Origin of the sequence: Flavobacterium pectinovorum, from assembly GCF_900142715.1 — a bacterium.
GTDB lineage: Bacteria > Bacteroidota > Bacteroidia > Flavobacteriales > Flavobacteriaceae > Flavobacterium > Flavobacterium pectinovorum.
Genome location: NZ_FRBX01000002.1, coordinates 222,466 through 248,191, shown reverse-complemented (window position 1 = coordinate 248,191; position 25,726 = coordinate 222,466). Strand labels below are relative to the sequence as shown.

At 31.2% G+C, this 25,726-nt stretch carries 24 protein-coding genes; 8 read left to right on the top strand and 16 right to left on the bottom strand.

Translation table 11 applies throughout. The annotated features are described in order from the left end of the window. Window positions 1–25 precede the first annotated feature (25 nt). Window positions 26–547, top strand: coding sequence for an ORF6N domain-containing protein (locus tag BUE22_RS07655; RefSeq protein WP_073394458.1), 522 nt, complete (start codon window positions 26–28; stop codon window positions 545–547). Between the two features lie 166 nt (window positions 548–713). Here the strand turns inward: BUE22_RS07655 and BUE22_RS07650 are convergent, their stop codons facing one another. The 3 genes from BUE22_RS07650 to BUE22_RS07640 all read right to left on the bottom strand — a co-directional run bounded on the left by BUE22_RS07650 (window position 714) and on the right by BUE22_RS07640 (window position 3,896). Further along, complete coding sequence (locus BUE22_RS07650; RefSeq protein WP_073394457.1) at window positions 714–1,481, bottom strand: glycosyltransferase family 2 protein; 768 nt, start codon at window positions 1,479–1,481, stop codon at window positions 714–716. After that, a complete protein-coding gene (locus tag BUE22_RS07645) occupies window positions 1,481–2,848 on the bottom strand; it encodes an undecaprenyl-phosphate glucose phosphotransferase (RefSeq protein ID WP_073394456.1) in 1,368 nt (455 codons plus the stop codon). The genes BUE22_RS07650 and BUE22_RS07645 overlap by 1 nt, the downstream gene beginning before the upstream one ends. A gap of 64 nt (window positions 2,849–2,912) precedes the next feature. Continuing rightward, the gene (locus tag BUE22_RS07640) at window positions 2,913–3,896 is read right to left on the bottom strand and encodes a UDP-glucuronic acid decarboxylase family protein (RefSeq protein ID WP_073394455.1); all 984 of its coding nucleotides are present in this window, start codon (window positions 3,894–3,896) and stop codon (window positions 2,913–2,915) included. Between the two features lie 166 nt (window positions 3,897–4,062). Between BUE22_RS07640 and BUE22_RS07635 the strand changes: the two genes are divergently transcribed. Next, window positions 4,063–5,172, top strand: coding sequence for a glycosyltransferase (locus tag BUE22_RS07635; protein WP_073395010.1), 1,110 nt, complete (start codon window positions 4,063–4,065; stop codon window positions 5,170–5,172). Here the strand turns inward: BUE22_RS07635 and BUE22_RS07630 are convergent. The 10 genes from BUE22_RS07630 to BUE22_RS07585 form a co-directional block, all read right to left on the bottom strand. Further along, complete coding sequence (locus BUE22_RS07630; protein WP_243396821.1) at window positions 5,108–6,244, bottom strand: O-antigen ligase family protein; 1,137 nt, start codon at window positions 6,242–6,244, stop codon at window positions 5,108–5,110. The genes BUE22_RS07635 and BUE22_RS07630 overlap by 65 nt on opposite strands. 139 nt (window positions 6,245–6,383) lie before the next feature. Further along, window positions 6,384–7,448, bottom strand: coding sequence for a hypothetical protein (locus tag BUE22_RS07625; protein ID WP_073394453.1), 1,065 nt, complete (start codon window positions 7,446–7,448; stop codon window positions 6,384–6,386). Then, on the bottom strand, window positions 7,448–8,533 hold the full coding sequence (locus BUE22_RS07620; RefSeq protein ID WP_073394452.1) for a glycosyltransferase: 1,086 nt from the start codon (window positions 8,531–8,533) through the stop codon (window positions 7,448–7,450). Before BUE22_RS07620 ends, BUE22_RS07625 begins: the two co-directional genes overlap by 1 nt. Window positions 8,534–8,538: 5 nt before the next feature. Further along, window positions 8,539–9,843 (bottom strand): MATE family efflux transporter, encoded by a 1,305-nt coding sequence (locus tag BUE22_RS07615; protein WP_073394451.1) that lies wholly within the window; start codon window positions 9,841–9,843, stop codon window positions 8,539–8,541. A 26-nt stretch (window positions 9,844–9,869) separates the two neighbouring features. Continuing rightward, window positions 9,870–10,862: a hypothetical protein gene (locus tag BUE22_RS07610; RefSeq protein ID WP_073394450.1), complete on the bottom strand. Its 993-nt coding sequence runs from the start codon at window positions 10,860–10,862 to the stop codon at window positions 9,870–9,872. Window positions 10,863–10,870: 8 nt separating this feature from the next. Further along, window positions 10,871–12,550, bottom strand: a complete 1,680-nt coding sequence (locus BUE22_RS07605; protein ID WP_042564895.1) for a DUF6909 family protein — start codon at window positions 12,548–12,550, stop codon at window positions 10,871–10,873. Window positions 12,551–12,799: 249 nt separating this feature from the next. Further along, window positions 12,800–13,000, bottom strand: coding sequence for a hypothetical protein (locus BUE22_RS23880; protein WP_243396820.1), 201 nt, complete (start codon window positions 12,998–13,000; stop codon window positions 12,800–12,802). A gap of 359 nt (window positions 13,001–13,359) precedes the next feature. Then, a complete protein-coding gene (locus BUE22_RS23835) occupies window positions 13,360–13,533 on the bottom strand; it encodes a hypothetical protein (RefSeq protein ID WP_207761276.1) in 174 nt (57 codons plus the stop codon). Window positions 13,534–13,543: 10 nt separating this feature from the next. Next, window positions 13,544–15,028 (bottom strand): GH3 auxin-responsive promoter family protein, encoded by a 1,485-nt coding sequence (locus tag BUE22_RS07590; RefSeq protein WP_073394448.1) that lies wholly within the window; start codon window positions 15,026–15,028, stop codon window positions 13,544–13,546. A gap of 10 nt (window positions 15,029–15,038) precedes the next feature. Next, the gene (locus BUE22_RS07585; RefSeq protein WP_073394447.1) at window positions 15,039–15,545 is read right to left on the bottom strand and encodes a peptidase; all 507 of its coding nucleotides are present in this window, start codon (window positions 15,543–15,545) and stop codon (window positions 15,039–15,041) included. A 208-nt stretch (window positions 15,546–15,753) separates the two neighbouring features. Between BUE22_RS07585 and BUE22_RS07580 the strand changes: the two genes are divergently transcribed. Both BUE22_RS07580 and BUE22_RS07575 read left to right on the top strand, forming a co-directional pair. After that, the gene (locus BUE22_RS07580; protein WP_042564899.1) at window positions 15,754–15,933 is read left to right on the top strand and encodes a Sec-independent protein translocase subunit TatA/TatB; all 180 of its coding nucleotides are present in this window, start codon (window positions 15,754–15,756) and stop codon (window positions 15,931–15,933) included. 117 nt (window positions 15,934–16,050) lie between these two features. Next, window positions 16,051–17,457: a glycosyl hydrolase family 8 gene (locus tag BUE22_RS07575; RefSeq protein WP_073394446.1), complete on the top strand. Its 1,407-nt coding sequence runs from the start codon at window positions 16,051–16,053 to the stop codon at window positions 17,455–17,457. Window positions 17,458–17,567: 110 nt separating this feature from the next. Here the strand turns inward: BUE22_RS07575 and BUE22_RS07570 are convergent, their stop codons facing one another. Then, window positions 17,568–19,691: a Tex family protein gene (locus BUE22_RS07570; RefSeq protein ID WP_073394445.1), complete on the bottom strand. Its 2,124-nt coding sequence runs from the start codon at window positions 19,689–19,691 to the stop codon at window positions 17,568–17,570. A 116-nt stretch (window positions 19,692–19,807) separates the two neighbouring features. Between BUE22_RS07570 and BUE22_RS07565 the strand changes: the two genes are divergently transcribed. Then, entirely contained in the window at window positions 19,808–20,077 is a 270-nt protein-coding gene (locus BUE22_RS07565) for a DUF1294 domain-containing protein (protein ID WP_073394444.1), read from the top strand. A gap of 150 nt (window positions 20,078–20,227) precedes the next feature. On the opposite strand, the gene rpiB is transcribed toward BUE22_RS07565, so the two are convergent. Together rpiB and BUE22_RS07555 are read right to left on the bottom strand one after the other, a co-directional pair. Beyond that, complete coding sequence (gene rpiB / locus BUE22_RS07560; protein ID WP_029271350.1) at window positions 20,228–20,659, bottom strand: ribose 5-phosphate isomerase B; 432 nt, start codon at window positions 20,657–20,659, stop codon at window positions 20,228–20,230. A gap of 786 nt (window positions 20,660–21,445) precedes the next feature. Beyond that, the gene (locus tag BUE22_RS07555) at window positions 21,446–21,679 is read right to left on the bottom strand and encodes a putative signal transducing protein (RefSeq protein ID WP_042564903.1); all 234 of its coding nucleotides are present in this window, start codon (window positions 21,677–21,679) and stop codon (window positions 21,446–21,448) included. A 108-nt stretch (window positions 21,680–21,787) separates the two neighbouring features. Between BUE22_RS07555 and rnr the strand changes: the two genes are divergently transcribed. The 3 genes from rnr to BUE22_RS07540 are packed head-to-tail and all read left to right on the top strand — an operon-like array spanning window position 21,788 to window position 25,358. Further along, window positions 21,788–23,968, top strand: coding sequence for a ribonuclease R (gene rnr / locus BUE22_RS07550; RefSeq protein WP_073394443.1), 2,181 nt, complete (start codon window positions 21,788–21,790; stop codon window positions 23,966–23,968). Window positions 23,969–23,992: 24 nt separating this feature from the next. After that, window positions 23,993–24,661 (top strand): head GIN domain-containing protein, encoded by a 669-nt coding sequence (locus BUE22_RS07545; RefSeq protein WP_042564905.1) that lies wholly within the window; start codon window positions 23,993–23,995, stop codon window positions 24,659–24,661. 16 nt (window positions 24,662–24,677) lie between these two features. After that, window positions 24,678–25,358, top strand: coding sequence for a LysE family translocator (locus BUE22_RS07540; RefSeq protein ID WP_042564906.1), 681 nt, complete (start codon window positions 24,678–24,680; stop codon window positions 25,356–25,358). Window positions 25,359–25,726 lie beyond the last annotated feature (368 nt).

The following is a 25,726-nucleotide window of genomic DNA, read 5'->3' as shown; positions in this document are numbered from 1 at the left end:
TACATTTGTTTTTTATTTAAAACTTATGGAGGATCGATCATTACTTTCTGAAGAAACTATTTCAAACAAAATATATTTTATCCGCAATCAAAAGGTGATGCTTGACTTTGATTTAGCTGCGCTTTATGGAGTTGAAACCAGAAGATTAAACGAACAAGTTAAAAGAAATATATCCCGATTTCCTTCTGATTTTATGTTTCAACTTACTGAAATAGAACTCGAAAACTTGATGTCGCAAATTGCGACATCAAGTTGGGGAGGAATAAGAAAATTACCGTTTGCTTTTACTGAACATGGTGTTTTAATGTTGTCAAGTGTGCTAAAAAGCGACAAAGCAATTCAAACCAATATTCAAATTATGCGCATTTTCACTAAAGTAAGACAAATGCTTCTGGACACAACAGAAATTAAAGTTGACATTCTTCAGATTCAAAAGAAACTAGAAAATCATGATAAAAATATCGAATTAGTTTTTTCTTATTTGGATGAATTGACAGAGAAAAAGGAAAATGAAAGTGAAAGAGTGAAAATTGGATATAAAAAATAATTGGAAATCAAAAATTATGATCTCCAATTATTAAGTCCGATTTTCTAAGGTCGCAAATTGCGACCTTAAAGAATTAAATCACAATCTTGAGGTCACAAATTGTGACATCAAGATTGAAATAAAAAACGAAATTCTTCAAGGTCACAATTTGTGACCTTGAAGAATATTAAATCTTCTTTATATAACGTGATTTAATAATCAACTGTGTGAATAAAAATCGCGTCATCAATAAAACAGAAAACACAAAATTGAATCCGTGGAAATCCCGATAAACACCAAAGTTGTGTTTTATCAATTTGAATTTTGAAGAAGATATGGAATCTTTTCTTATTCTGTAAAGAGCTAAAATCTCTGGTACTGGTTTCGTTACTTCAATTTGTTTTAAAATCGTAAGCCATAATCGCCAGTCTTGTCTTTTTTGGGTCGCTTCGATAACAATCTTTCCGAAAAAATCTATATCATAAATTGCGGTTAAGTTGCCAACGTGATTGCAAAAAAACAATTGATGATAAGTCAATTCTAAAGGTGCTTCAACTCGCCTGTTTAAAGAATTTCCTTCTTCATCTATACAATCATAAAAACTGAAAGTAAATGGTAAATTATTATCTTTTAAAAACTTGATTTGCTTTTCTAGTTTTTGTGGCAACCAAATATCATCTGCATCTAAATAAGCAATATATTTCCCTATTGCTTTTTCTAAAGCCATATTTCTCGCAAAACCATTTCCTGAATTTTTAAGTAATTCCGTTAATTTTATCCGATTGTCTTTTATGGTAAATTCTTTTATAATGGCAATCGTTTTATCTGTAGAAGCATCATCAACCAAAATCATTTCCCAATTTTGATAACTCTGATTTAGCACAGATTCTATCGTTGCCCGAATAAATTTTTCGGCATTAAAAGTTGGCGTTATAATTGAAACTAATTCATTCATTAATATGCTTTTTTATCGCCTTTAAAAATATTGATTACGGTTTGAAGAATTATTTTCAAATCTAAAATAAGAGACCAGTTTTCGATATAAAAAACATCAAATTTAATTCGGTTAATCATGTCTCTTTCTATTGTGATTTCACCTCTAAAACCACTAACCTGTGCCAATCCGGTAATTCCGGGTTTAACACAATGACGAATCATATATTTTTTTACTTTGTTTCCGTATTCTTTATTCTGCGACCAAAGATGTGGCCTTGGCCCAACGACCGACATGTCTCCTTTTAAAACATTAAAAAATTGCGGTAGTTCATCTATACTTGTTTTTCTCATAAAACGACCAATTGCCGTAACGCGGGGATCATTTTTTGAAGCTTCTGTTTCGGTTGTTTTATTAATTCGCATAGAGCGAAATTTATAACATACAAATTCATTTTCTCCTAATCCAGGTCTTCCCTGTGTGAAAAAAACCGGGCCTTTAGACTCTAATTTTATTAGAATTGCTAATATTGGGCCTAACCAGGATAACACAAACACAATGATTAAAATAGAGAAAACAACATCAAAAGTACGTTTCAATACTTGAATTGCCGGTTCATTAAGCATGGTCTGCTTTAACGAAAGTACGGGGAAAAAATCGTAATAATCTATTTTTAGATTCTTTGAAAAAATCTCTTTAGTATCTGGAATAAACTTTATTGTTTTATTATTTTCATCGGCAAAATCAATCAAATCTTTCAGGTATTTGTTTGATACTTCATTCAAAGAACAATAGATTTCATCTACTTCATTTTCAATTATAAAAGGTTTTAAATCTGTCAATTTTCCTGTGATATTCTCGCCTGATTTCTTATCCGAAAAATATCCCAAAAATCGATATCCATAATCTTTTCTGGTTTCAAAAAGGTTTTTTAATCGAATTGCTTCTTCTGTAAAACCTATTATAACAGCGCTTCGATAATTGCTTCCTGTAATTATTCTGTATTCTTTTAAATAAAAAAACAATGAGAATTTAAAAATTGTTACCAATAATATAGCTAACATTATAAATATTATAATGGCAGTTTGGCTAAAAATCACTTGTGGCGAAAAAGGAAAAAATGCAATTACAACGAGAAGAAATAAAATTTCCTGTCTTAGCATTTTTGCGGCAATTTCTATTGGAGTTGTAAATCTGTACACATCATAAAAATGTGTTGAAAAAGCTATTAAACCCCAGCCAATATATTGATACAAAACAAAAACCAACATATTTGAAACTAGCTCTTTAAATATAAAAAAGCTTAATACTGTAATAATTGTCAGATCAATTAAAATACTAATTGGCCTGATATATTTTGAGTATCTTCCTGTTTGAAATACTGTCATAATTTGTTCCTCTATACAATCATTTTATTGCACATGTGATTTTAAATAGCCGTACTTATAATAGCTATTTTATATAATTCGAAAAATCCTTGTGCTCTTCTTTTGAAAGTTCTTCTTTTGAAAGTGATCTAAAATAATCATATGTGATTTTCATTCCTTCAGAACGGCTTACTTTTGCTTCCCAACCTAACAATTCTTTTGCTTTGGTTGTATCTGGCTGACGTTGTAACGGATCATTTATTGGCAGCGGATGATAAACCACTTTTTGATTTGTTCCTGTAAGTTTGATAATTTCTTCCGCAAAATCTTTAATTGTGATTTCATCCGGATTTCCAATATTTACCGGATAAACATAATCAGAATGCAGCAATCTGAAGATACCTTCAACCTGATCGTCAACATAGCAAAAAGAACGCGTTTGCATTCCGTCTCCAAAAATGGTTAAATCCTCACCACGAAGTGCCTGACCAATGAATGCTGGAATTACACGTCCGTCGTTGAGACGCATTCTTGGTCCGTAAGTGTTAAAAATACGAACGATTCTGGTTTCAACACCGTGAAAAGTATGATAAGCCATTGTTATAGATTCCTGAAAACGTTTGGCTTCGTCATAAACGCCTCTTGGTCCAATTGTATTTACGTTTCCGTAGTATTCTTCGGTTTGGGGATGAACCAAAGGATCTCCATAAACCTCAGAAGTTGACGCGATTAAAATTCTTGCTTTTTTAACTCGGGCCAAACCTAATAAATTATGTGTTCCTAATGATCCAACTTTTAATGTCTGAATCGGAATTTTTAAATAATCGATTGGGCTTGCCGGTGAAGCAAAATGTAATATATAATCTAAATTTCCCGGAATATGAACAAATTTAGTGATGTCATGATGATAAAACTCAAAGTGCTCTAATTTGAATAAATGTTCGATGTTTTTAAGATCACCGGTTATTAAATTATCCATACCAATAACATAATATCCTTCTTTGATAAATCGATCGCACAAATGCGATCCTAAAAAACCCGCCGCTCCGGTAATAAGTATTCTTTTCATAATGGTTTTATTGAACCTATTGGTTTTGATAATCTCTGCAAATATCCACAAATGTAATAAAATATCCGGCCTTTAAATTGACTAAATTTTTATGCAAAGAGAGATTCAATTTTTAATTCATTATTAATTGCTTTATTCTACTTTTACTAAACTAAATTTAATTATTTTGAAAGTTGTACATATCGTTGAAGCACTAGAAGGTGGTGTATATACTTATTTTAGAGATTTGTCTAATTTTTTTGGAGATGATGGAATAAGTAAAAATATAGAAACCACTATTGTCTACAGCAGTAATAGAAAAGGAATTAGTTCTGAGAAAGTAAACTCTGAATTTTCAAATGGTGTTAATCTGATTCATCTTAATATGGTTCGGGAGATTTCTCCTTTTGAGGATCTAAAATCTATTTTTAAATTAATTAAAGAACTTAAAAAAATTAACCCTGATGTAATTCATCTTCATTCATCAAAAGCAGGTGTTTTAGGCCGAATTGCTTATTTTCTGCTATTCAAAAAAAAGAAAGTTTTTTATACACCTCACGGATATGCTTTTCTAAGAACTGACATTTCAAAATCTTCCAGAAAATTATACTCGATCATTGAAAAAAGTTTTCAGAGATTATTTGGCGGAACAATTGTGGCATGTGGGGATACCGAATTTGAAATTGCTAAAAAAATTGGCCCCTCAAAATTGGTGAGAAATGGTGTAGATATTCCGCCTATTCGTGAATACTTTTTACCTCATCAAAACTCAAAATTAACTGTTGGCATTTTAGGCCGAATCACAGCCGCAAGAAACCCTAAATTATTTAATGATATTGCCCTAAAATTTCCGGATTTTAATTTTATCTGGATAGGCGATGGCGAACTAAGCCATTTAATTACTTCTGAAAATATTAAAATTACCGGATGGATTATGGATAAAAATATTGTTTTTGAAACTTTAAATTCAATCGATATTTATCTCCAAACCTCTCTTTGGGAAGGCTTACCAATTGCATTATTAGAAGCAATGGTTTTAGAAAAACCAGTTATAGCAACCAATATTATTGGTAATAAAGATATTGTCTTACATAATAAAACAGGATTTCTTTTTGATAATATTGATGAACTTGAAAATTATTTTGAAATTCTAAAAGAGAATAAAACAAGAGCTGATTTTGGAAAAAAAGCATTAAAAAGATGCGAAGATTTATTTGATACAAATCAAAATTTTAAGCAGCTTTTTGCCCTTTATCAAGAATCGTTTTCTGCTGAAGCCAATAAGATGCAAAAATAGAAAACCATAATCCGCTGAAAGCTATTCCATCAAAACGAAGTAAAAAATCATCGGTTAAATTTGAAGTAAAAAAGATCATAAAAAATGAAATTATGATGGCACTTTTTAAATCGTAACCTAAAAATCCAATCGTAAACATATAAAGCAACGCTACTATTGGCCCAAGAATCCCAAATTTTAATAAAAAATCAAGAAACTGGTTATGTGTTGGAAATTCATATTTAGCCAAAAATTGCTGATTGGTTTGTTTGTAATATTTAACCAATTCCGGCTTTCCGTCAGATGCTCCAACCCCAAAAGGAAGGTTTTTTACAGACAATTCCCAAACTGATTTCCAGATAGAAAGACGGGTTACAAAAGAATTAAAAACCTTAATTTCAGGATGATCAATTTCATCTAATTTCCCTACTTTATCCATATAAGCAAAAGTTGCTTTAGAATATTTCTCTTTCATATATGGATTTTTCTGAACGAAGAAAAACAAAATACTTCCCAATAAAATCAAAGCAATTGCTGAAATTATTCCCGTTTTTTTTACGTTTATTTTTGATTTAAATTCAAGAAAGAAAACAATCGCAAATCCAGCCAAAACATTCACCAATGCCATTCTGGTATTCACAAAAAGCACGAAGAAAAACGATAAAAGAAAAACAATTAATCGAATAATCTTAAAACTTCTTTTTTCCTCATTTTTAATACTGTAAAAAACAAAAAACAGAGCACAAACCGAAACAAAAGCCAAGTGCATATTTAAAGCCGGAGCATGAATACCAATACTGTCTGCAAATTGATATCCCATTTCCCATAAATCGATTCCGTTAAGGTATTTATTCATCAATTCGGGATAAATAACATTAAAACGGATAAACAACAACAACATTAAAATTGTTGTTGCAATGCTGTAAATTTGTGTTATTCTCAAAAAATTAATTCTTTGATAATTACCAATAATAAAAATTGGAAACAATAATAACGAAGTGCTTTTTTCTATTGCTTTTAGTCCTCTTGTAAAAGAATCATTATTCCAAAAAAACAATAACTCCAACAATATAGGTGAAGCAATACAGGCCATTAAAATAAGGCTCGTTTTGGTGAATTTTAATTTTCGAATAAAAAACAAATTAAAAACAGCAAATAAAATTATAAGCAATGAACACGGTTTTCTAAAAATCATCGCAATAGCGATCAGACATAAAAAAACATGGAATATTTTATTGAAGTTCTTTTCGGAAAGATTCATAATATAACGCAAAATAAATTAAAGGAAAAATACCTATTTTATGTCGAACGGCAGTGCCTAAATCAGGTTCGAATACACCCTGCACAATAAAAAAAGAAAAAATAATTAATAAAATCAGAAGTTCTTTCGAATACGTTTTTCTCTCTTTTAGGCATTTAGAAAAGCGAACTAATAAAATGTAAAACAACAAAAGCTGCCAAATTATAAACATTATGATTTGAGGCGAAAATATATGTTTTAACCCATTTAAAGGAAAATTCACTGTAAAAAAGCCGTAAAAAACACTCACCATTTCTCCATACCAGGTATCTGTTTTTAATGGAGAAGTAATCATAGAGTTTGCATCGGCAGAACCTATCCGGTCATTATTTACCAATTCACGACTAATTTCTGAAAGATATTTTCCTTTTATGATACCGTGGCTCAATGATAAAAAAAAGGCAATTAATAAGCCATAAAAAATGGTTTTTATGGTTTTGTTTTTAAAACTTATCAAACTAAGTAAATACATTCCACCTCCTATAATTGGAATCATCGCATAATATGGACGGTAAATTATTCCAAAAAATAATAACATTAAAATTGTATACAGAATTGTTTTTTTTACCGAAATTTTATCGTTTTTACACATAAAAACTATTGGTGTAACATATAGAAAAGTAAGGAATTCTTTTGATGGCATAGAGATAAAAATCGCAATCATTAAAATTCCCATATAAACTAAAATGTTTTTGACATTGATTTTTTCAAAGTTGCCCGGAATACCAATTTTGTATAAAACATACATTAAAACAGGAAATTGTATTAAGGCAATTACAGGAAAAGGTAAATTGCGCAAACCTGAAATTTTATAGAACAAAATCGTGAGAGGATAACTACCTATATATCCTATTAGGTTTCCTTTATCATAAGCAATAGTGGCAGCGTCGTAGAAAAACTTAGGTGGCAAAATAAAAAAAACAGCAAATGCAACAACCAAATTGGCTATTGCAATAAGCAAAAAAGTAGCAGTGCTTTTTTTAAGTGTCTTATACATTATTCGAGTATTTCTTTATATAAAGCTATATGTTTATCTACCATAAATTCAATATCGAATTGTTTGGCTCTTTCTTTACATGAATTTACAATTCTTGCATAAAAATCTTTTTCATTAATTAATTTTTTAATAAAAAATGCAAGTTCTTCTGCGTTTCCTTTTTCAAACAATATCCCTGCCCCCTCAACAATTGACATTCCACGAACATTTGAAGCAACAAAAGGTATTCCTGAAGCCATACTTTCAATTGCGATCAAACTTAATCCTTCTCCGTTTGAGCTTAAAATAGATATATCTGCTGTTTTTAAAAGTTGTGGTACATCTACACGATTTCCTAAAAAAAGAACCCTTTTTGTTAAGTTAAATTCTTGTACAGCATTTTCACAATTTCCTTTTAAAGGACCATCACCAACAAAAATAAGTCTGAAATTCTCAGGTAAATACTGCAATGCTTTTATAACTGTTTGCTGATCTTTATGTTTATTAAAACTCGAAATTTGTACCAGTAAAATATCCTCATCATTAAACAACGTTGAGATTGCCTTTTTGGCGTAAGGATGTGCATCATAAACATTTTGCAGTTTAACACCATTTTGAATTACTGAAAATTTAAATTTTTTTCCTTTTAAATGTTGATATAATATTTCATAGACCTCATCTGTAATGCAAACGACCTTTTCATAAAATTTATAAATAAACCGATCTATTATACTTAAAAAAAAAATATTTATACGAGGATTGGTTGTACTATGTTCTGTTACAATTAATTTGATTTTGGATAAAGAAAATATCTTAGCTAAAACAATCCAATATTGCGAAGGAAATAAATGAACGTGTGCAATATCATACTTCCGCAAAAATGGTATCATTCTAAAAACATGAAATGGATTGTATGCCCTAGAACCTATCGAATAGATATCACAGCAATTCATGGCTTTTAAAGCTATCAAAAATGGAGTTTCTTTCCCGTTTAATAATAATAAATCGGCTTTAATGCCTTTTTTATTATAAAGCGGAATTGTTTCTAAAAGCAGCTTTTCAGCTCCTCCAATTTCTAAACTGTTTATTACATGAAGTATTTTCATTTTAATTAATTCAAAAAAACTATTATTTTATCTTTTTTATAAATGATTATTGCAACCATAAAATTCCAGAAAAAAGAGCTGGAAACAAACGCAATTGCGGCACCGTTCATGCCATAAACAGGAATTAAAAATCGATTCATTATAAAATTAATTATAACAGTGATTATCAAAATAACCTGAAAAGCATGCTGTCTTCCCGTCATATTTAGATAAACAGGAGCGGCTCCAAATGCAGAACAAATTCCCTGACCTATTATTAAAATTAAAAATGCCTGTTGGGCGACCACATATTGGTGGCCAAAAAAGTTCAGAATATTTTCTGAAAAAATGCACATTGCAATAATTACCGGAACTGTAATTCCGAAAATTAAACGCGAGCTATTTCTTAATGTTTTTGTTAGTTCTGCTTTGTTCTCACTTGAAAAATATTCTGAAATTTTAGCCGAGATCGTAATATTGATTGACAAAATAACTACAGAAACAATAGTCATTAATTTGACTCCAATAGAATAAAAGGCAACTGTTTCATCATTACGGTACTTTTTTAAAAACATAATATCAAAACACATTAATAAAAACATAGCCATGCTGCTGATGGCAATTGGATATGATTTAAAAAAAATTTCTTTACTAGAAATACTGTAAGCTGTTTTTACAATTTTTACTTTTCTAAAATAATGTAAAACCAATGCTGAACTCACTATTGCTAATAAAACAAATCCCCAAAAGAAAACATCAACCAAATAGTTTTCTTTATTCCAATAAAGCAAAACGATAGAACCTATTATGAGCGGTATATATTTGAGAATGTTTCTGAATAATTCTGCAATGTAGAGTTTATCTAAAGCTCTTATGACTTCTGTATTTAATATTGAAAGGCCGTAAAAAAATAAGGTTGCAGCACCTTTTAGAAAAATAAGATATACCTCAGAATCACTAAAATAACCATTCACTATTTCGTCATCGATCATTAGAATTATAATGAATGCAAGTACAGAAGTTGCAAAAAGCATCTTTACCATTTTAGCATAAATCTTTTTCAATTCTGAAATCGCATTGTCACTGGCTAATTTCCCTTTAAAATATAAAATGGACTGATCAAAGCCCAACATACAAATACTGCTAACCGATATCAAAAACGATCTTGCAAAATCATATTGCCCTACTAATTTTGGGCTGTAAGATTTGGTTAGAAGAACCGTAAAACCAAACAACAAGAGAACTCCAAAAACCCTTAAAAGCAAAGTGGCAAAACTTTGTTTTAAAAATGGATTTCGAGATAATTTCTCAAATATGATATTGATTTTCAATTGGTGTATGTTAAAGAGAATATCCTTTAAATTGATTTTGTATTATGAATTCTCTGCTGTTTACTGTAAAATTTAGAAAATAAGCTGATAAGGACAAAAATAAATATGAAGAAAACCGGAAACAAAAATTTAAATCTGCCGTTTGTAATTTTATTATCATTTATGTTAAGCGTCGAATTAATTTCTCTAATGGTTTTGTCAAAACTTATTAATTTTAATCTGTTTTCTCCCTGATCTGTAACTAATTTTTGTTTGGTTTTTATAATATCGTTTAGTTGTAAATTTTCGTTGTAATAAATCAGTTTGTCGTTGTTTGAACCTCCTTTTACTTTATTCGAAAATCCGTTTAAAACATTGTCTATCTGCAGCAATATCGTATCGTTTTGAGCAATTTGCTGTTCCAGATTTTTATATCCTATTTTTTGAATTGCGGCAAAATATTCAGAATCATTCAAATATTTCATCAACGGTTCAACTACTTCTTTTTCATTTATAGCTTCATCTGAAACGAAAGAAATTGTATGAAAAGTATAGTTTTTACTCGTTACATTATCTTCTAAAACTTTTTTTACTTCGCCAACCTCAGCCATTAATTTTATAAGTTCAAAGTTTTGCTCTTTGTCTTCAATAAATTTATAAACGTCGGCAACAGGTTTAATCTCTATTTTCTTAATTAATTTTGGATCTGAAATTCCTACTACATTTTTTAAGAAAGAAGCATCTCCAGAAATAACTTTAGATTGAATTAAATCGATTTTAGCATACAAGTAATCAACACTTCCAAAATTTGGTGTAACAATTACCTGATTTTCAAATGATTTTTTATTAGAATCTAAGTACCATCCAAAACCAAAACCAACTATAAGCAAAATCAAAACAACAACCCAGTTTCGAACAAAAAATTGAATCGACTGAAAAATTGCAGCATTAATTCTATCAAAAAAATTACCAATACTTTTTGAAAGCTGAAAAATATCAATTTCCTGATCTGTCGTATTTTCGGGTACTTTTGTACTCATTTAAGTTTTTATTTTACGTTGAAAATTTGTTCCAAAATTTTAATAGTAATCAAATAAGTTGGTTTTACACCAGTTGTTCCTAATCCGCCCGAAGCAAGTGTGCTTCCGGTTTCCAATGGGTTATCTGAAGCATAATAAGCATAGCGAACTTTAATATCATGCGGCACGCTTTTTCTAATTTTTGATGCCGATTGTATTGCTTTTTGATAATAAGAACCTTCCATTTCAAGACCAATTACTCCCCAGGTCGACTCGTGAAAGAATTTCAATAAATCTCTGTTTTGTAATGATGTTCCTAAAACAGTAACCATTGCGCCTTCAAAAACAGCAATGTCGTTACCTTCAAACATAGCGCCTGTTAATTCATTTTCGAAGAAATAATTATCTGCCGTTCCCTCATTTATATGCGCAGACGGAATCATAATATCGCCTTTTCCGCCTTCCAGAATTCCGGCTTTACCCATTATCGAAACTGATTTTACATTTAGTAACGTTTCTTTTTTATACGGTTTTAAAAGCTCATCGATAGTTTCATAAGCCTGCTCGCCAAATGCATAATCCATTACAATGATTACAGGTTTTTCTTCATCTATATTTCCATATGAAAATGCCGTTTTTGACCAGTCAATTTTGGCCGTGTCAAAAATTTGAACATCAATATTTGTTCCCGAGCTATCCGGTAATGAAATCATTCCGTTTTTCAACGCCAGTTCTTCAACGTGTGCTCTAAGTTCTTTTGCGCCAGACTTGCTTAGTTCTTCATAAATAAAGAAATCAGATTTGTCCTTGAATTTTGTTTTCAACAACGGCGTTGCAAAAATCGAATTCATTACACTGTGCATATTCGCACTTATCACATGAATTGGGCGCTTTAAAAGGCTATTAGCTTTTAAAACTTCCTTGATATTTGTTGCCCAGATTTCACCATGAATGTGATGTCCAAGACGTTCTCTCAAAACAGGACTAAAAGTGATTGTACGTTTATTATTATCGATCATTTCTTCTATCGCTAGTTTCCCTAACCAATAAATAACGTGCAGAAAACGATCCGGAGCATTTTCTGATCCAAAAGCATCATAAATATCCAGAACTTCTTCAAATGTTCTGCCTAAAATATTGGCAACATGCGAGATTGCTTTTTCTTTTTCTATTAAAGAAAGCTTTTTCGTTTGTAATACAGCTTGTTCCAATTTCATCCAATCGCGCGAAACTTCACCGCCGTCATCCAATAAAACTCTGTTTTTTATTTTGTGCGATTCGATAAAAATAAAAGTCAAATGCGTCAAAATATCATAAATGTCAGATCGTCCTCGTGTGATTTCAACGTTCATTTGTTCCTCATCAATTCGGTAACAATTTCTTCTTCTTTTTGGAGGAACAATGGCCTGAAAATGTGATTTAGAATATCCTTCATCCGAAGTTAAATTAATAAATCGACATTGTTCAATTCCTATCGGAAGACGCTCTATAACGTATAAAAGACCATTAAGTTCTACTTTTTCTTCACCAATGTTTCCGTAAATTTCCGGACGCAAAGCCAATAATGATTCGCGTAAACTATCCCCAGAAACTCCCATAGGTTTATAAAAACCACGGTTGAATAAGTGACGCATTGTTATGTACATTTTTTCAATCGCTGCAGATGATTCCTGCGCTCTTGATCTTGATATATGTTTGGTTTCTTTCATGCTTTATATTTTAAAAATCTTCCGTTTTAGAAGATTAATCGGAGTATTATTAATTTTAGCGAAAATAGGAATTAAAAACGTCAACTCTGCAAAACATCATTATTACTAAACTGTTATTACAATATAATTTTATGGTAAGTAATTTATTATCTGTAATTTAAAAAATTTAGAAGAAGAATTTATCTTAAGTTTTCTATTTCAAATTATCGCTGTTATTTTGATAATTTTAAACTATTTATTATTGTATTGTTATTTATAATCTTCGAAGTTAACTTCTGCTTTATAGAAATTTTTATCTTTTAGTAAAATCAAATTTATCTTGTTGATACATTCCTGATTATTATCTGACATTATAAAAGCCAGATCCCAAATGTCTTTTGAAACATAGAGTAAACCAATATCTGAGCTAACTTCTATCTCAATTTCATCATTCATCCAAAGGTCATTCATTTTATCAACTTTTGGATTTATTTCTGAAATTGAATCTAATAGGTCTGTGAGAAAACATTCGTCTTCGGCACCACTAAATATCTCAATTAACAGATCTTGAGATTTATATCCAGGTCTCAAATAATATTTATATTTCATAAATAAACCTTTTGCTATTTCAATCTTAAGATTTCAATCACCTCGCATTCTGCTACTTTCCTTGGGCCTTCCATAAAATAACCTTTTTTCCCAATTTTAATTCTTGATTTGTGTAATTCTTGATTTACTCCGGTTACGATCCACATTTTGGCTTTCCCGAAAGTTGAAACATGTATAGATTTATCTAAAATTACATTATTTTCATTATCTAAAAATTCAGGTCAGATCATCCATATTTTTATAGATTTTTCATCTTCCGCGTACATAAAATCTGAACGATAACCTTGTCCAGGATTTATTTTTCTTCCTCCTTCTTCCTCAGAAAAAAAACGATATTGAACTATAAAATCACATTCACGATTTTTAATTTGCTCATATGAAATATGTTTATCCATTTTATTTTTCCTATTTCAAATTATCAGCAATATCTCTATTGTTTGACAATCTCGGAATTTTATTTTGTCCGCCTAATTTTCCCTGCGATTTCATATACTCCTGAAATCCGTTTTTAGAAACTTTGGTTACAACCACTTTTCTTAAAACATTACCAGTTATCAAATCATCGTAGTAGATGTTTTGTTTTCGCATCGAATTGTCAATTGCTTCTTCAAAAACTTGCATATTCTCCGGCTCATTTTCAAATTCTACAAACCATTCGTGATAGGGTAATCCGCCTGACGGATTAATTTGTGGTGCAACTGTAAATTCGTTTATAACCGTTTTTGTTGCTTCGGTTGCTTCTTTCATCGCTTTTTCGACTTCATTGGCAATAACGTGTTCGCCAAAAGCAGAAATAAAATGTTTAATTCGACCCGAAACAATTACACGATGCGGGAATAAAGACGTAAACTGAACTGTATCTCCTATATTATATCCCCAAAGTCCGGCATTTGTAGAAATAATTAAGGCATAATTTACACCTGTTTCTACTTCGCCAATAGTGTGTCTTTTTGGATTTTCTGTAAAAAATTCATCGGCTTTAATGAACTCGTAAAAAATTCCTGAGTTCAAAAGCAACAACATTCCTTTTTCTTTTTGTGAATCCTGATAGGCAAAAAATCCTTCTGAAGCTGGAAACAACTCAATGCTATCAACTTTTTTACCAATCATTTGTTCAAACTTGGCTCGGTATGGTTCGTAATTTACGCCACCGTAAATAAACAGATTAAAGTTCCTGAAAATCTCGCTTATTTTTTTTCCACCGCTTTTTTCCTGTAAACGCTCAAAATACATTTGAACCCAGGCCGGAATTCCGGAAATAACCGACATATCTTCTTTAATTGTTTCGTCAACAATCGCATTTACTTTTGTATCCCAGTCTTCTATACAATTGGTTTCCCACGAAGGCATTCGGTTTTTCTGCAGATATTTAGGAACAAAATGCGCCACGATTCCGGAAAGTCTTCCAAATTTAATTCCGTATTTTTCAGTCAAAATAGGGCTTCCCTGCAAAAAAATCATTTTTCCGTCTACAAAATCTGCATTTCCGGTTTCATTAATATAATGAAGAATAGCATTTCGCGCTGCATTTACGTGCGTAGGCATTGATTCTTTGGTAAGCGGAATATATTTTGCCCCGGATGTTGTTCCGGATGTTTTGGCAAAATAAAGTGGTTTCCCTTTCCAGAGAATATCTTTCTCTCCCGTTCTAACTTTGTCGATATAAGTTTTTAAATCTTCGTAATCGCGAACCGGAACATTTTTTCTAAAATCTTCGTATGTTTTTATTTTATCAAAATGATGATCAATACCAAATTCAGTCCTTTTTGCATCTTTGATTAAATTCTTAAAAACTGCCAATTGAGTTTCAACAGGTTTATTGGCCCAGGTTTTCGTTTGATGGTATATTTTGCCGGCAAATAATTTTGCTGCTACTGATTTAATTGACATTTTGTGGTATTTATTTTTTGGCTTTTTTGTTTTTATTTCCCGTTTTACCGCCTGACCCTGACTCCTTTTCTATATTATTTACTTCTTCTCTCAATTCAATTTCCTCTTCTGAGGCTTTCATATTAAGGTGCGGAGTCTCTTCTGCTTCTGATAAAATAGAATCTTTATTGAATTTTGCATAATCCAGTTCGCCTCTCAATACTTTTTGAATTCCTTTTATATAAGCTTCGTTTTTCTTTAAAGCAACAGCGAGAGAATCTGATTTAATGGCCAATTGTGTTGCGTTCTTTTTTAATTGCGTAGAAGAGTATCCCGGAATAAATTCTCTTAATGGTGTAAAAGCAATAATAAAAGTTGTTACTAATATTAAGAATATTCCACCCAAAGAAAAAACTACAAAAACATTCATTAAGGTTAGTTTAAATGAAAAAATCTCTTCAAAAGTATCTTCATTCAAAATTACCAATCGATTTTTTGTATATAATTTTTTCCGTAAATCGCGTTTTTTCCTTGCCATTGTTATAAGATATACTCGCAAATATAATAATTAATCGCCTTGTTAATATCAGACAAAAATTGGCAAGCGTATTAATTTACTTATTTTATAAAATATTTAACGCTCTAAAAAATAAATTTTTAATCCAAAAACACTTGTTGTTCGTATATTCTATATAACTTTGCGTCAAAATTAAGAATTAATTTGCTTCGGCATTAAATATACAACCATGGGAAGATTAGGTCTTACAGAAATCCTTGTTATAGTAGGTATTGTGATATTACTTTTTGGAGGTAAAAAAATTCCAGAATTAATGAAAGGTTTAGGAAGTGGAATTAAGGAATTTAAAAACGCTGCTAAAGACGATCAACCTGCGCCTGCTAAAAAACAAGAAGAGGAAACTAAATAATAACCTTCAAAATTTATTGAAAATCCCAAACAACAATTCTATAATTGTTGTTTGGGATTTTTTTTATATCTAAAAATTCTTACTTTTAGAGTCCCTAAATCAAATAAATAATATTTTATGAAAAACCTACTTTTAGTAAGTATTGCAGTTTTGTGTCTCAAAAGTTATTCACAAACCCCTACCCAGCCCTTTCCTGCCAACAAAGTTTATGGAAATGGCCTTATGGCAACCAACAAAAATAGTCAGGACGCTAAAACTAATTATGATACCTGGAAAAACAATTTTGTTGCAGATTGCGCAAATGGCCGAAAACGAATAAAATTTGACGATCCTAATAAAACTGTTTCTGAAGGAATTGGTTATGGAATGCTTCTGTCTGTTTATATGGCCGATAAAACGCTCTTCGACGGACTTTGGCTGTATTATAAAGACAATGTCAATTCAAACGGTGTTATGAACTGGAAAATCAATGGCTGTTCCGGAATTGACGGTCCCAATGGTGCAACAGATGCTGAATTGGACGCGGCTTTTGCTCTTATCGTAGCCGATTATCAATGGGCAAGCACCGGAAGTATCAATTATAAAACGGATGCCAAAACATTAATCGCAGTTATTAAAGCACATGAAGTCGAAGCAAATACCTTTGTTTTAAAGCCCGGAGATCAATTCGGCGGAAGCCAAATTACAAATCCTTCTTATTTTTCACCAGCTTATTACAGAGTTTTTGGAACTTTTACAAACGATGTGGCTTTTTGGAATTCGGTTGCTGCAAAATCGTATACGATTATCAACAATAATTTAACTGTAAATAATGCCACCGGAGGATTGGTTTCTGACTGGTGTATGGCATCCGGTGCATATTCGCCTGTAGCTTCTGCGAATGGATACAATAGAGAAGGAAAAGCATATACTTATGATGCGGCAAGAACGCCATGGAGAATTGCGGTAGATTATTTATGGTACGGCAATGCCGATGCTAAAACTTATTCTAAAAAATCATCTGATTTTGTTCGCTTAACTCTGGCTGGATCTGCCAACATTAAAGACGGTTACAGTCAAAATGGTTCTTTAGTCGGACAGTATCACAATGCTACTTTTGTGGGAGCGTTTGCCTGCGCTGCGATGGGAGGAGAAAATCAAACACATTTAAATACTTCTTATACAGATTTAAACAATTTAAATGAGCCAAACAATTACTTTAATCACACTTTAAAAACACTATATTCTTTGTTATTAACGGGTAACTTTTATTTGCCGTTGAATGCAACGTTATCGAATGATGAATTTGAATTAGAAAATTCGACTGTTACTTTATTTCCAAACCCAAGTGCCGATAAATTTACCGTTTTTGCTCCCGAAAAATCTGTGATTTCAGTAATTTCGCCACAAGGAAAAATTATCTCGGAACAAAAAACAAATGCCGAAACCACCGAAATTAATTTGACCAATCATTCGTCTGGTTTGTATTTGATAAAAATTTCAAACGAAAATAAAAGTATAACAAAGAAAGTTATTTTGAAATAATCCCAGAAACATAAAATCCCAAACTACAATCGTAATTTGGGATTTTTTTATTTTTGAATTTAACAAAACTACAGAATTGGAATTTGGGATTTCAAAATTGGAATTTAGATTTAAAGAACCATCGTCAACTGAATTCTTTTTCTATCTTCATCAACCTCAGTAACTTTTACGTCAACATGCTGATGTAATTTTACAACCTCATTTACATCGCTTACAAAACCTGCTTTTAGCTGCGAAATGTGAACTAATCCGCTTTCTTTGATTCCGATATCAACAAAACAGCCAAAGTTGGTAATGTTGTTTACAATACCCGGTAAAATCATTCCGGTTCTTAAATCCTTGATCGATTTTACATTTGCATCAAACTCAAAAACCTTCGCAGACTTTCTTGGGTCTAATCCTGGCTTTTCAAGCTCTTTTATGATGTCTTTTAAAGTTAATAAACCGATTTCTGGTGTAATATATTTTTCGGCTTTAATTAAGGCGGTTTTCTCTTTGTTTGCAATTAAGTCGTTTACCGAAAGATTTAAATCTTTTGCCATTTTCTCCACAACCGGATAAGCTTCAGGATGTACTGCCGAATTATCCAGCGGATTTTTGGCATTCGAAATTCTAATAAAAGCCGCACCTTGCTGATACGCTTTATCGCCTAATCTAGGCACTTTTTTTAGCTGTTTTCTATCTTCAAACGGACCGTTTTCAGAACGATATTGTACAATATTTTCTGCTAGCTTCTCTCCTATTCCACTCACATAACTTAGCAAATGTTTACTAGCCGTATTGATATTAATTCCAACCGAGTTCACGCAGCGAATTACCGTATTGTCTAATTCTTCTTTTAGTTTAGTTTGATCAACGTCGTGTTGGTATTGGCCTACGCCAATAGCTTTAGGGTCAATTTTTACCAATTCGGCCAAAGGATCTGAAAGTCGTCGACCGATAGAAACCGAACCACGAACGGTAACATCGTAATTTGGGAATTCTTCACGCGCAATTTTTGACGCCGAATATACCGAAGCTCCAGCCTCAGAAACGATGAAAACCTGCAACGGTTTGTCGAACGCGATTTTTTTTATGAAAAATTCAGTTTCTCTGGAGGCCGTACCGTTTCCGATAGAAATGGCATCAATCTGATACGCATTTACCATCGAACGAATTTTTTTAATCGCCATTGCTTCCTCATTTTGAGGTGCATGCGGATAAATGGTTTCGTTGTATAATAAATCGCCTTTTTCATCCAGACAAACTACTTTACAACCGCTTCTAAATCCCGGGTCTATTGCCAGAATTCGTTTTTCGCCCAAAGGCGGCGCCAATAATAATTGACCTAAATTGTTCGCAAAAACCTGAATTGAGTTGGCATCGGCTTTGGCCTTTGCTTCTTGTAAAGTTTCGTTTCCAATCGCCGGATTCAATAATCGTTTGTAGCTATCTTCAATGGCCAATTGCAAATGCGCCGTTGTACTATTTTGTTTTTTAATGATTATTTCGTCAATAATATCATAAGCCTCATCAATATCAACATCAACTTTCATTTTTACAAAACCTTCATTTTCTGCACGAAGCATTGCTAATAATCGGTGAGATGGTGCTTTTGTCAACGGTTCTTCCCAATCAAAATACTGACTGAATTTTTGGGCTCCTTCTTCTTCGCTTTTCTTTTTAACAACTTTAGTTCCTATTGTTGCTTTTCTACTAAATAATCGTCGCAGTTGTTTACGAACATAAATGTTTTCATTAATCCATTCGGCGATAATATCACGTGCACCCTGCATTGCGGCTTCTTCATTAATGACATTTTCATTTAAATATTGTGTCGAAATAAAATCAACATCAACATCATTCTCAGACATGATTATTTTTGCCAACGGCTCTAAACCAAATTCGCGAGCTACATCTGCTTTTGTTTTTTTCTTCTTTTTAAAAGGTAAATAAAAATCTTCAATCTCTTGTAAATCAAAACTTTGTTCTATTTTTTGCTTCAATTCAGGTGTAAGTGCTTTTTGCTCTTCGATCGATTTTAAAACTGCTTCTTTACGTTTTACAATCGCTTCATATTCTTTATGAAGTTTTGCTATCTGCTCAATCTGAACTTCGTCAAGATTTCCGGTTGTATCTTTTCGATAACGGGAAATAAACGGAATCGTACAATCTTCTTCTAACAGTTTTACCGTGTTTTGAATGTTAATCGCTGCTGTTTGAACAGTCTTGGCAATGAATTGAATATTAGTCATAACTTTTAATGAAATAATTCTTAATTACAAAATGATATAATTTACTTGTTAAAATAAAGAAGCAAATTAATCAATAATTCTGCTAAAATAATATCTTTGTTTTTAATTTTAAGCCTATGGAAGTTTTATTCGCGTATTTTTTAATTATAACTTGTCTAACCTTTGTCATTGCAGGATATGACAAATATTTAGCCATTAAAAACAGATACCGAATTCCTGAAAATACATTATTTACAATCGCTTTTTTTGGAGGTTCAATCGGATTATTGTTAGCAATGTTATTGTTTAGACATAAAACGAGTAAATCTTCTTTTATTGTTAAATTTGGGATAATTCTTTTGCTTCAAATTGTATTGGTTTATCTGAAATTAACCCATAAAATATAAACATTTCCATTGTTAACAACTCGACAAAAAACTATTTATCAGGTAGTTAATTTATAAATTTTAAGCTTTTTAAATATAAAAACCGGATGAATTAAAAATCCGCCCGGTGTGTTTATTTATAGGTGCGTAGCACCCGATTTTTTTGACTTTTTATGAACAGGCGATTTTATTCACTCTGTTTTGGTGTCTTCCTCCTTCAAATGCAGTTGTTAAAAACGTTTCAACAATTTCTACTGCTTGTGGGATCGAGGTAAAACGTGCCGGAATACTCACGATATTGGCATCATTATGTAAACGTGTTAAATAAGCTATTTCTTTAGTCCAGCATAAACCAGCTCTTACTTTTGGATGTTTGTTAACGGTCATGGCAATTCCGTTTCCGCTTCCGCAGATGACAATTCCAAAATCAGCTTTTCCTTCAGACACATCATTTGCTACCGGATGTCCAAAATCAGGATAATCAACAGAATCTTCAGAATCTGTTCCGTAATTTGTTACTTCATATCCTTTTGCTTTAAGCATTGCAACGATTGCTTTTTTATAATCCGGTCCTGCGTGGTCGTTTCCTATCGAAATTTTCATTTTAAATACTATTAAGTTGTGTATTGCAAATTTACTTAATTAATAAATGGTTGCCACTAATTCAGCTAATTTTCACTAAATATTTTTCTTTTAAACCTTTTTAGAACACAATTTAACAAATCAATATAATTCGTGTACATTCGTGAAATTAGCGGTAAAAAAACTGAATTTATAACTTACTTCATATCAAAATCTTATACGTTATCAACAATTTCAATAACTTGTAATTATCTGTAAATCAGTTAAGAATATTTTACTTTTTTGTTAAAATTTTAGAATGTTAATACCAAAACCTAATTCGTTGATATTCAGTTAACTTTAAATTAACATTATTTGTTAATAAGTTAAGATAGAAAATTAGAAGTATTTTTTGGTTGTGTCGAAAAAAAACCTAATCCAAAACCGGAATCAAAAAACCTAATAAAGTTTGATCAATTTTTAGAAAAGTTATCAATATCAAAAATGCCATTTTCAACAAAAATCAACATATGAACTTATCTACAAATTGAATGTGTTTTTGGTTGTCAACCGTTGTTAATTAAAATACAAAAAGTCTTATAAATTAATCATTTAGCAAAATATAAGTATGTTGATAACTCTATATAACTAAGAGAAACTTCATTTCAATACATTTAAAAATAAATTTATTCGACATATTAACAAGCTATAATAACCATCAAAAATTAATTAAATTTAAAATTTCTTTTTTGTTGTATTTAATATATGTTGACAACTTTGAAATTTGAAAAGAGAAAAAAAATTTTTAAACTGAAAAAAAGAAACTGTCTAAACGATTTTAAGTGGGTTATTAAGATTGTCCAGAATTTGCTGAACTTCTTCGAAATCGTTTGGATGAACTTTAAGTTTAATTCCGCCGAGTGCAGAAGTATACATGGGAACAACAGAAAGTGTTATTTCGTTCTCAAAAAAATACGGAATTTCTTCTTGCTCTAATAAGTGTTTCAGAACCACTGTTTCGTGCTGATAATTAAATATTGCGATGGTTTTAAAGCTTTCCATAAAGTGTCTTTTTATAAAGATACGAAAGTTATATTTTTAATAATTTATTTGTTAAAATCTATAATGTGGTATCTTATTTGTAATTTTAACTTTTTAAGAAAAAGATTTATGAGTAAGAAAATTAGAAAGCCGATAAAAAATGAGAAGGATTTCTCGAGCAAAATAGTAAAAATTTTATCGCAAAGCCCAAATAAAGCATTCAATTATAAACAGATAGGAGCAAAGTTAGAACTTGATGATACAAAAAGCAGAAATCAGATTATAAAAGATTTAAAGATTCTGGCTGCTTCAAAGAAAATAATAGAGACTGAACCTGGTAAATATTTAGTAAAAGTCGAAAGCCAGGATTATTACGAAGGAACAATTGATATGACGAGTAGAAAAACGGCATATTTTATTTGTCCTGATTTTACCGAAGATGTTTTTATTCCGACCAATAATTTAAATCGTGCATTAGATAAAGACAAAGTAAAAGTTTACGTTTATAACAGAAGAAAAGGAAAAAGACCTGAAGGCGAAGTAATTGAAGTTATAGAAAGAAACAAAACTGAATTTGTTGGAGTAATTGATATTCAGGCAAATTTTGCATTTGTGTCTACTGCAAATCCTAAAATGTATACGGATATTTTTATTCCGAAAGATAAAATTGGAGAAGCAGAAAATGGTGATGTTGTTTTAGTTACAATTGAAGATTGGCCAAAAAGAGCTGATAGTCCGTTTGGATCTGTAATCAGGGTTTTAGGAAAACCAGGAGAACATAATACAGAGATTCACGCTATTTTGGCAGAATATGGTTTACCTGCAGATTTTCCGGTAGAAGTAGAGGTGTATGCTCAAAAAATAGATACTTCGATTCAGGAATCTGAAATTGCAAAACGTCGTGATATGCGTGATACGCTTACGTTTACGATAGATCCAAAAGATGCAAAAGATTTTGATGATGCCTTGTCTTTCAAAAAGTTAGAAAACGGAAACTACGAAATTGGTATTCATATTGCCGATGTTTCTTATTATTTAGAAGAAGGAACAATTTTAGATGATGAAGCTTATCAACGTGCAACTTCTGTTTATTTAGTAGATAGAGTAGTGCCGATGCTTCCTGAAGTTTTATCCAATTTTGCTTGTTCGCTGCGTCCAAATGAAGAGAAATATACATTCTCTGCCATATTTGAAGTTTCAGAAAATGCTCAGGTTATTAACCAATGGTTTGGAAGAACTGTAATTTATTCTGATCAGCGTTTTGCTTATGAAGAAGCACAATATATCATTGAAACAAAAGATAGTACGATTCCAGTTGATGTTTCTATTACAGGAGAATCTTATACAGTTTCGGATGAAATAAAAAATGCAACTCTAAAATTAGATGAATTAGCAAAGATTTTAAGAAAGAAAAGAATGGCCAATGGTGCTATTTCTTTTGATAAAGTAGAAGTAAAATTCAACTTAGATGCCGAAGGAGAACCAGAAGGAGTTTACTTTAAAGTTTCTAAAGATGCCAATCATTTGATTGAAGAATTCATGCTTTTGGCTAATAGAAAAGTGGCAGAATACATTGGAAAACAAAAGAAAACATTTGTTTACAGAATTCACGATGAACCAAACGAAGACAAATTAATTGCGATGCAAACTGTAATTGCTAAATTTGGTTATAAAATTGATTTCCGTAACAAAGGTGATATTTCGAAGTCTTTGAATGCATTGATGGAAGAAGTAAATGGTAAAAAAGAACAAAACTTAATTGATACTCTTGCAATTAGAAGTATGAGTAAAGCCAAATATTCAACAGATAATATTGGTCATTATGGTTTAGCTTTTGATTATTACAGTCATTTTACTTCGCCAATTCGTCGTTATCCTGACGTTATGGTACATCGTTTGCTACAATATTATCTGAATAATGGAGCTTCTGTAGATGATGAAGTTTATGAAACAAAATGTTTGCATTGTTCTAATATGGAAAGTTTAGCAACAAATGCTGAACGTGATAGTATTAAATACATGCAGGTTAAATATATGCAGGATCACCAGGACGAAGAATTTTTGGGAGTTATCTCAGGAGTTACAGAATGGGGAATTTATGTTGAAATTGTTTCTAACAAATGTGAAGGAATGGTAAGAATCAGAGAAATTAAAGATGATTATTATACTTTCGATGAAAAGCAATATGCTTTAGTTGGCGCAACTTCAAATAGTATATTGCAATTGGGAGATGAAATTTATGTTAAAGTAAAAAATGCAGATTTGGTTAAAAAACAACTGGATTTCCATTTTTTAAGAAGAGCAGAATAGTTGTTAAATTAAAAAAATAGAGAGATGAAAAAGTTATTAATAGGAGCTGCAATTTTTATTGCACAAATGTCTTTTGGTCAGGTTACTAAAGAATTAGGCGATTTTGATACAGTGAAAGTTTATGATAAATTAAGTGTAAAACTAGTTCAGTCTTCTGAAAATAAAGTTGTTATAAAAGGAGCAAGAGAAACAGAATTAGAAGCTGTTAATAAAAATGGTATTTTAAAAATAAGAATGCCTTTTCCAAAACTTCTTTCAGGAAATGATCTTGAAGTGACTTTGTATTATAAACACATTGAATTAATCGATGTGAATGAAGGTGCAGAAGTTACCAGCAAGGAAACATTGAAAGCAACTTCATTTAAAGTAAGTGCTCAGGAAGGTGGTAAAATTAATGTAGATTTGAATGTTGATAAGTTGAAAGTAAGTTCTGTTTCTGGCGGCGAAATCACTGCAACCGGTAAAGCAGATAACCTTGATGCAAGTTTAGGAGCCGGCGGATATTTCCTAGGAAGTAAATTAGCTACCTCTCAAACTAAAGTAAGCGTTTCTGCGGGAGGAAAAGCAGATGTGAATGCTTCTACTCTTGTTGATGCAAAAGTTAGCGCAGGAGGCTCTATTTACATTTACGGAAAACCAAAACAAATCAATCAAAAAACTGTTCTTGGTGGTAAGATTGAAGAAGTAAAATAAATCAATTTGTATTTGAATGATAAATGATATTTTAGCTGGGCTGCCATGGGGAATTTTCCTGAGTTTTATGGTAGGCCCGGTATTTTTTATACTATTAGAGACCAGTATTACAAAAGGGTTCAGAGCTGCAATTGTCTTTGATTTTGGTGTAGTATTAGGTGATATTTTTTTTATAGCAATTGCTTATTTAGGGAGTTACAGATTAATTCAGAGTTTAAAAGATAAACCGGCACTCTTTATTTTTGGTGGAATTATAATGGTGGCTTATGGAATTATTTCTTTCGTAAGATTAAGAAATGAAGAAAAAATTGACGACGAAGAAATAGATCGTGATATTATAAAAAGAAATTATGGTAGTTTGTTTATAAAAGGTTTTTTACTCAACGTTATTAACATTGGAGTTTTGGGTTTTTGGCTGGCAGTTATCATTTCTGTGGGACCAAAATTAGAAATGCAAAACTCAAGAATGTTTACTTTTTTTACTTCAGTTATTATTACTTATTTGCTAGTTGATTGTATTAAAATACTATTAGCCAAACAATTAAAATCTAAAATGACACCAAGAAATATTCTAAAAATTAAAAAAGTAATTAGTATTGTTTTAATGATTTTTGGATTGGTTTTAATAACACAAGGCTGGTTTCCAGGTGAAAAAGAAATGGTTAGAAATGCTTTTGAGAAGATTGAGAAGAAGTAGTTGTTAATAACTTAAAATATAAAATTAAACCTCTGAATTTCAGAGGTTTTTTTGTGTTCTAAATCTTTGTCAAAGTTTCAAACTTTGACAAAGATAATTGCGGGTTTGACGCAATCTTGTCATTTCTGAAATGACATAAAATGCGAAAAAAATAAGCACAAAAAAACTCCAAGTTTCCTTGAAGGTTTTAGAGGATTGTCCGGATTCGAACGTAAATCTTTATCTAATTTTTTCTAAAAATTAACCACAAAAAAACCTCCAAGTTTCCTTGAAGGTTTTAGAGGAATGTCCGGATTCGAACGTAAATCTTTATCTTATTTTTTCTAAAAAATAAGCACAAAAAACCTCCAAGTTTCCTTGAAGGTTTT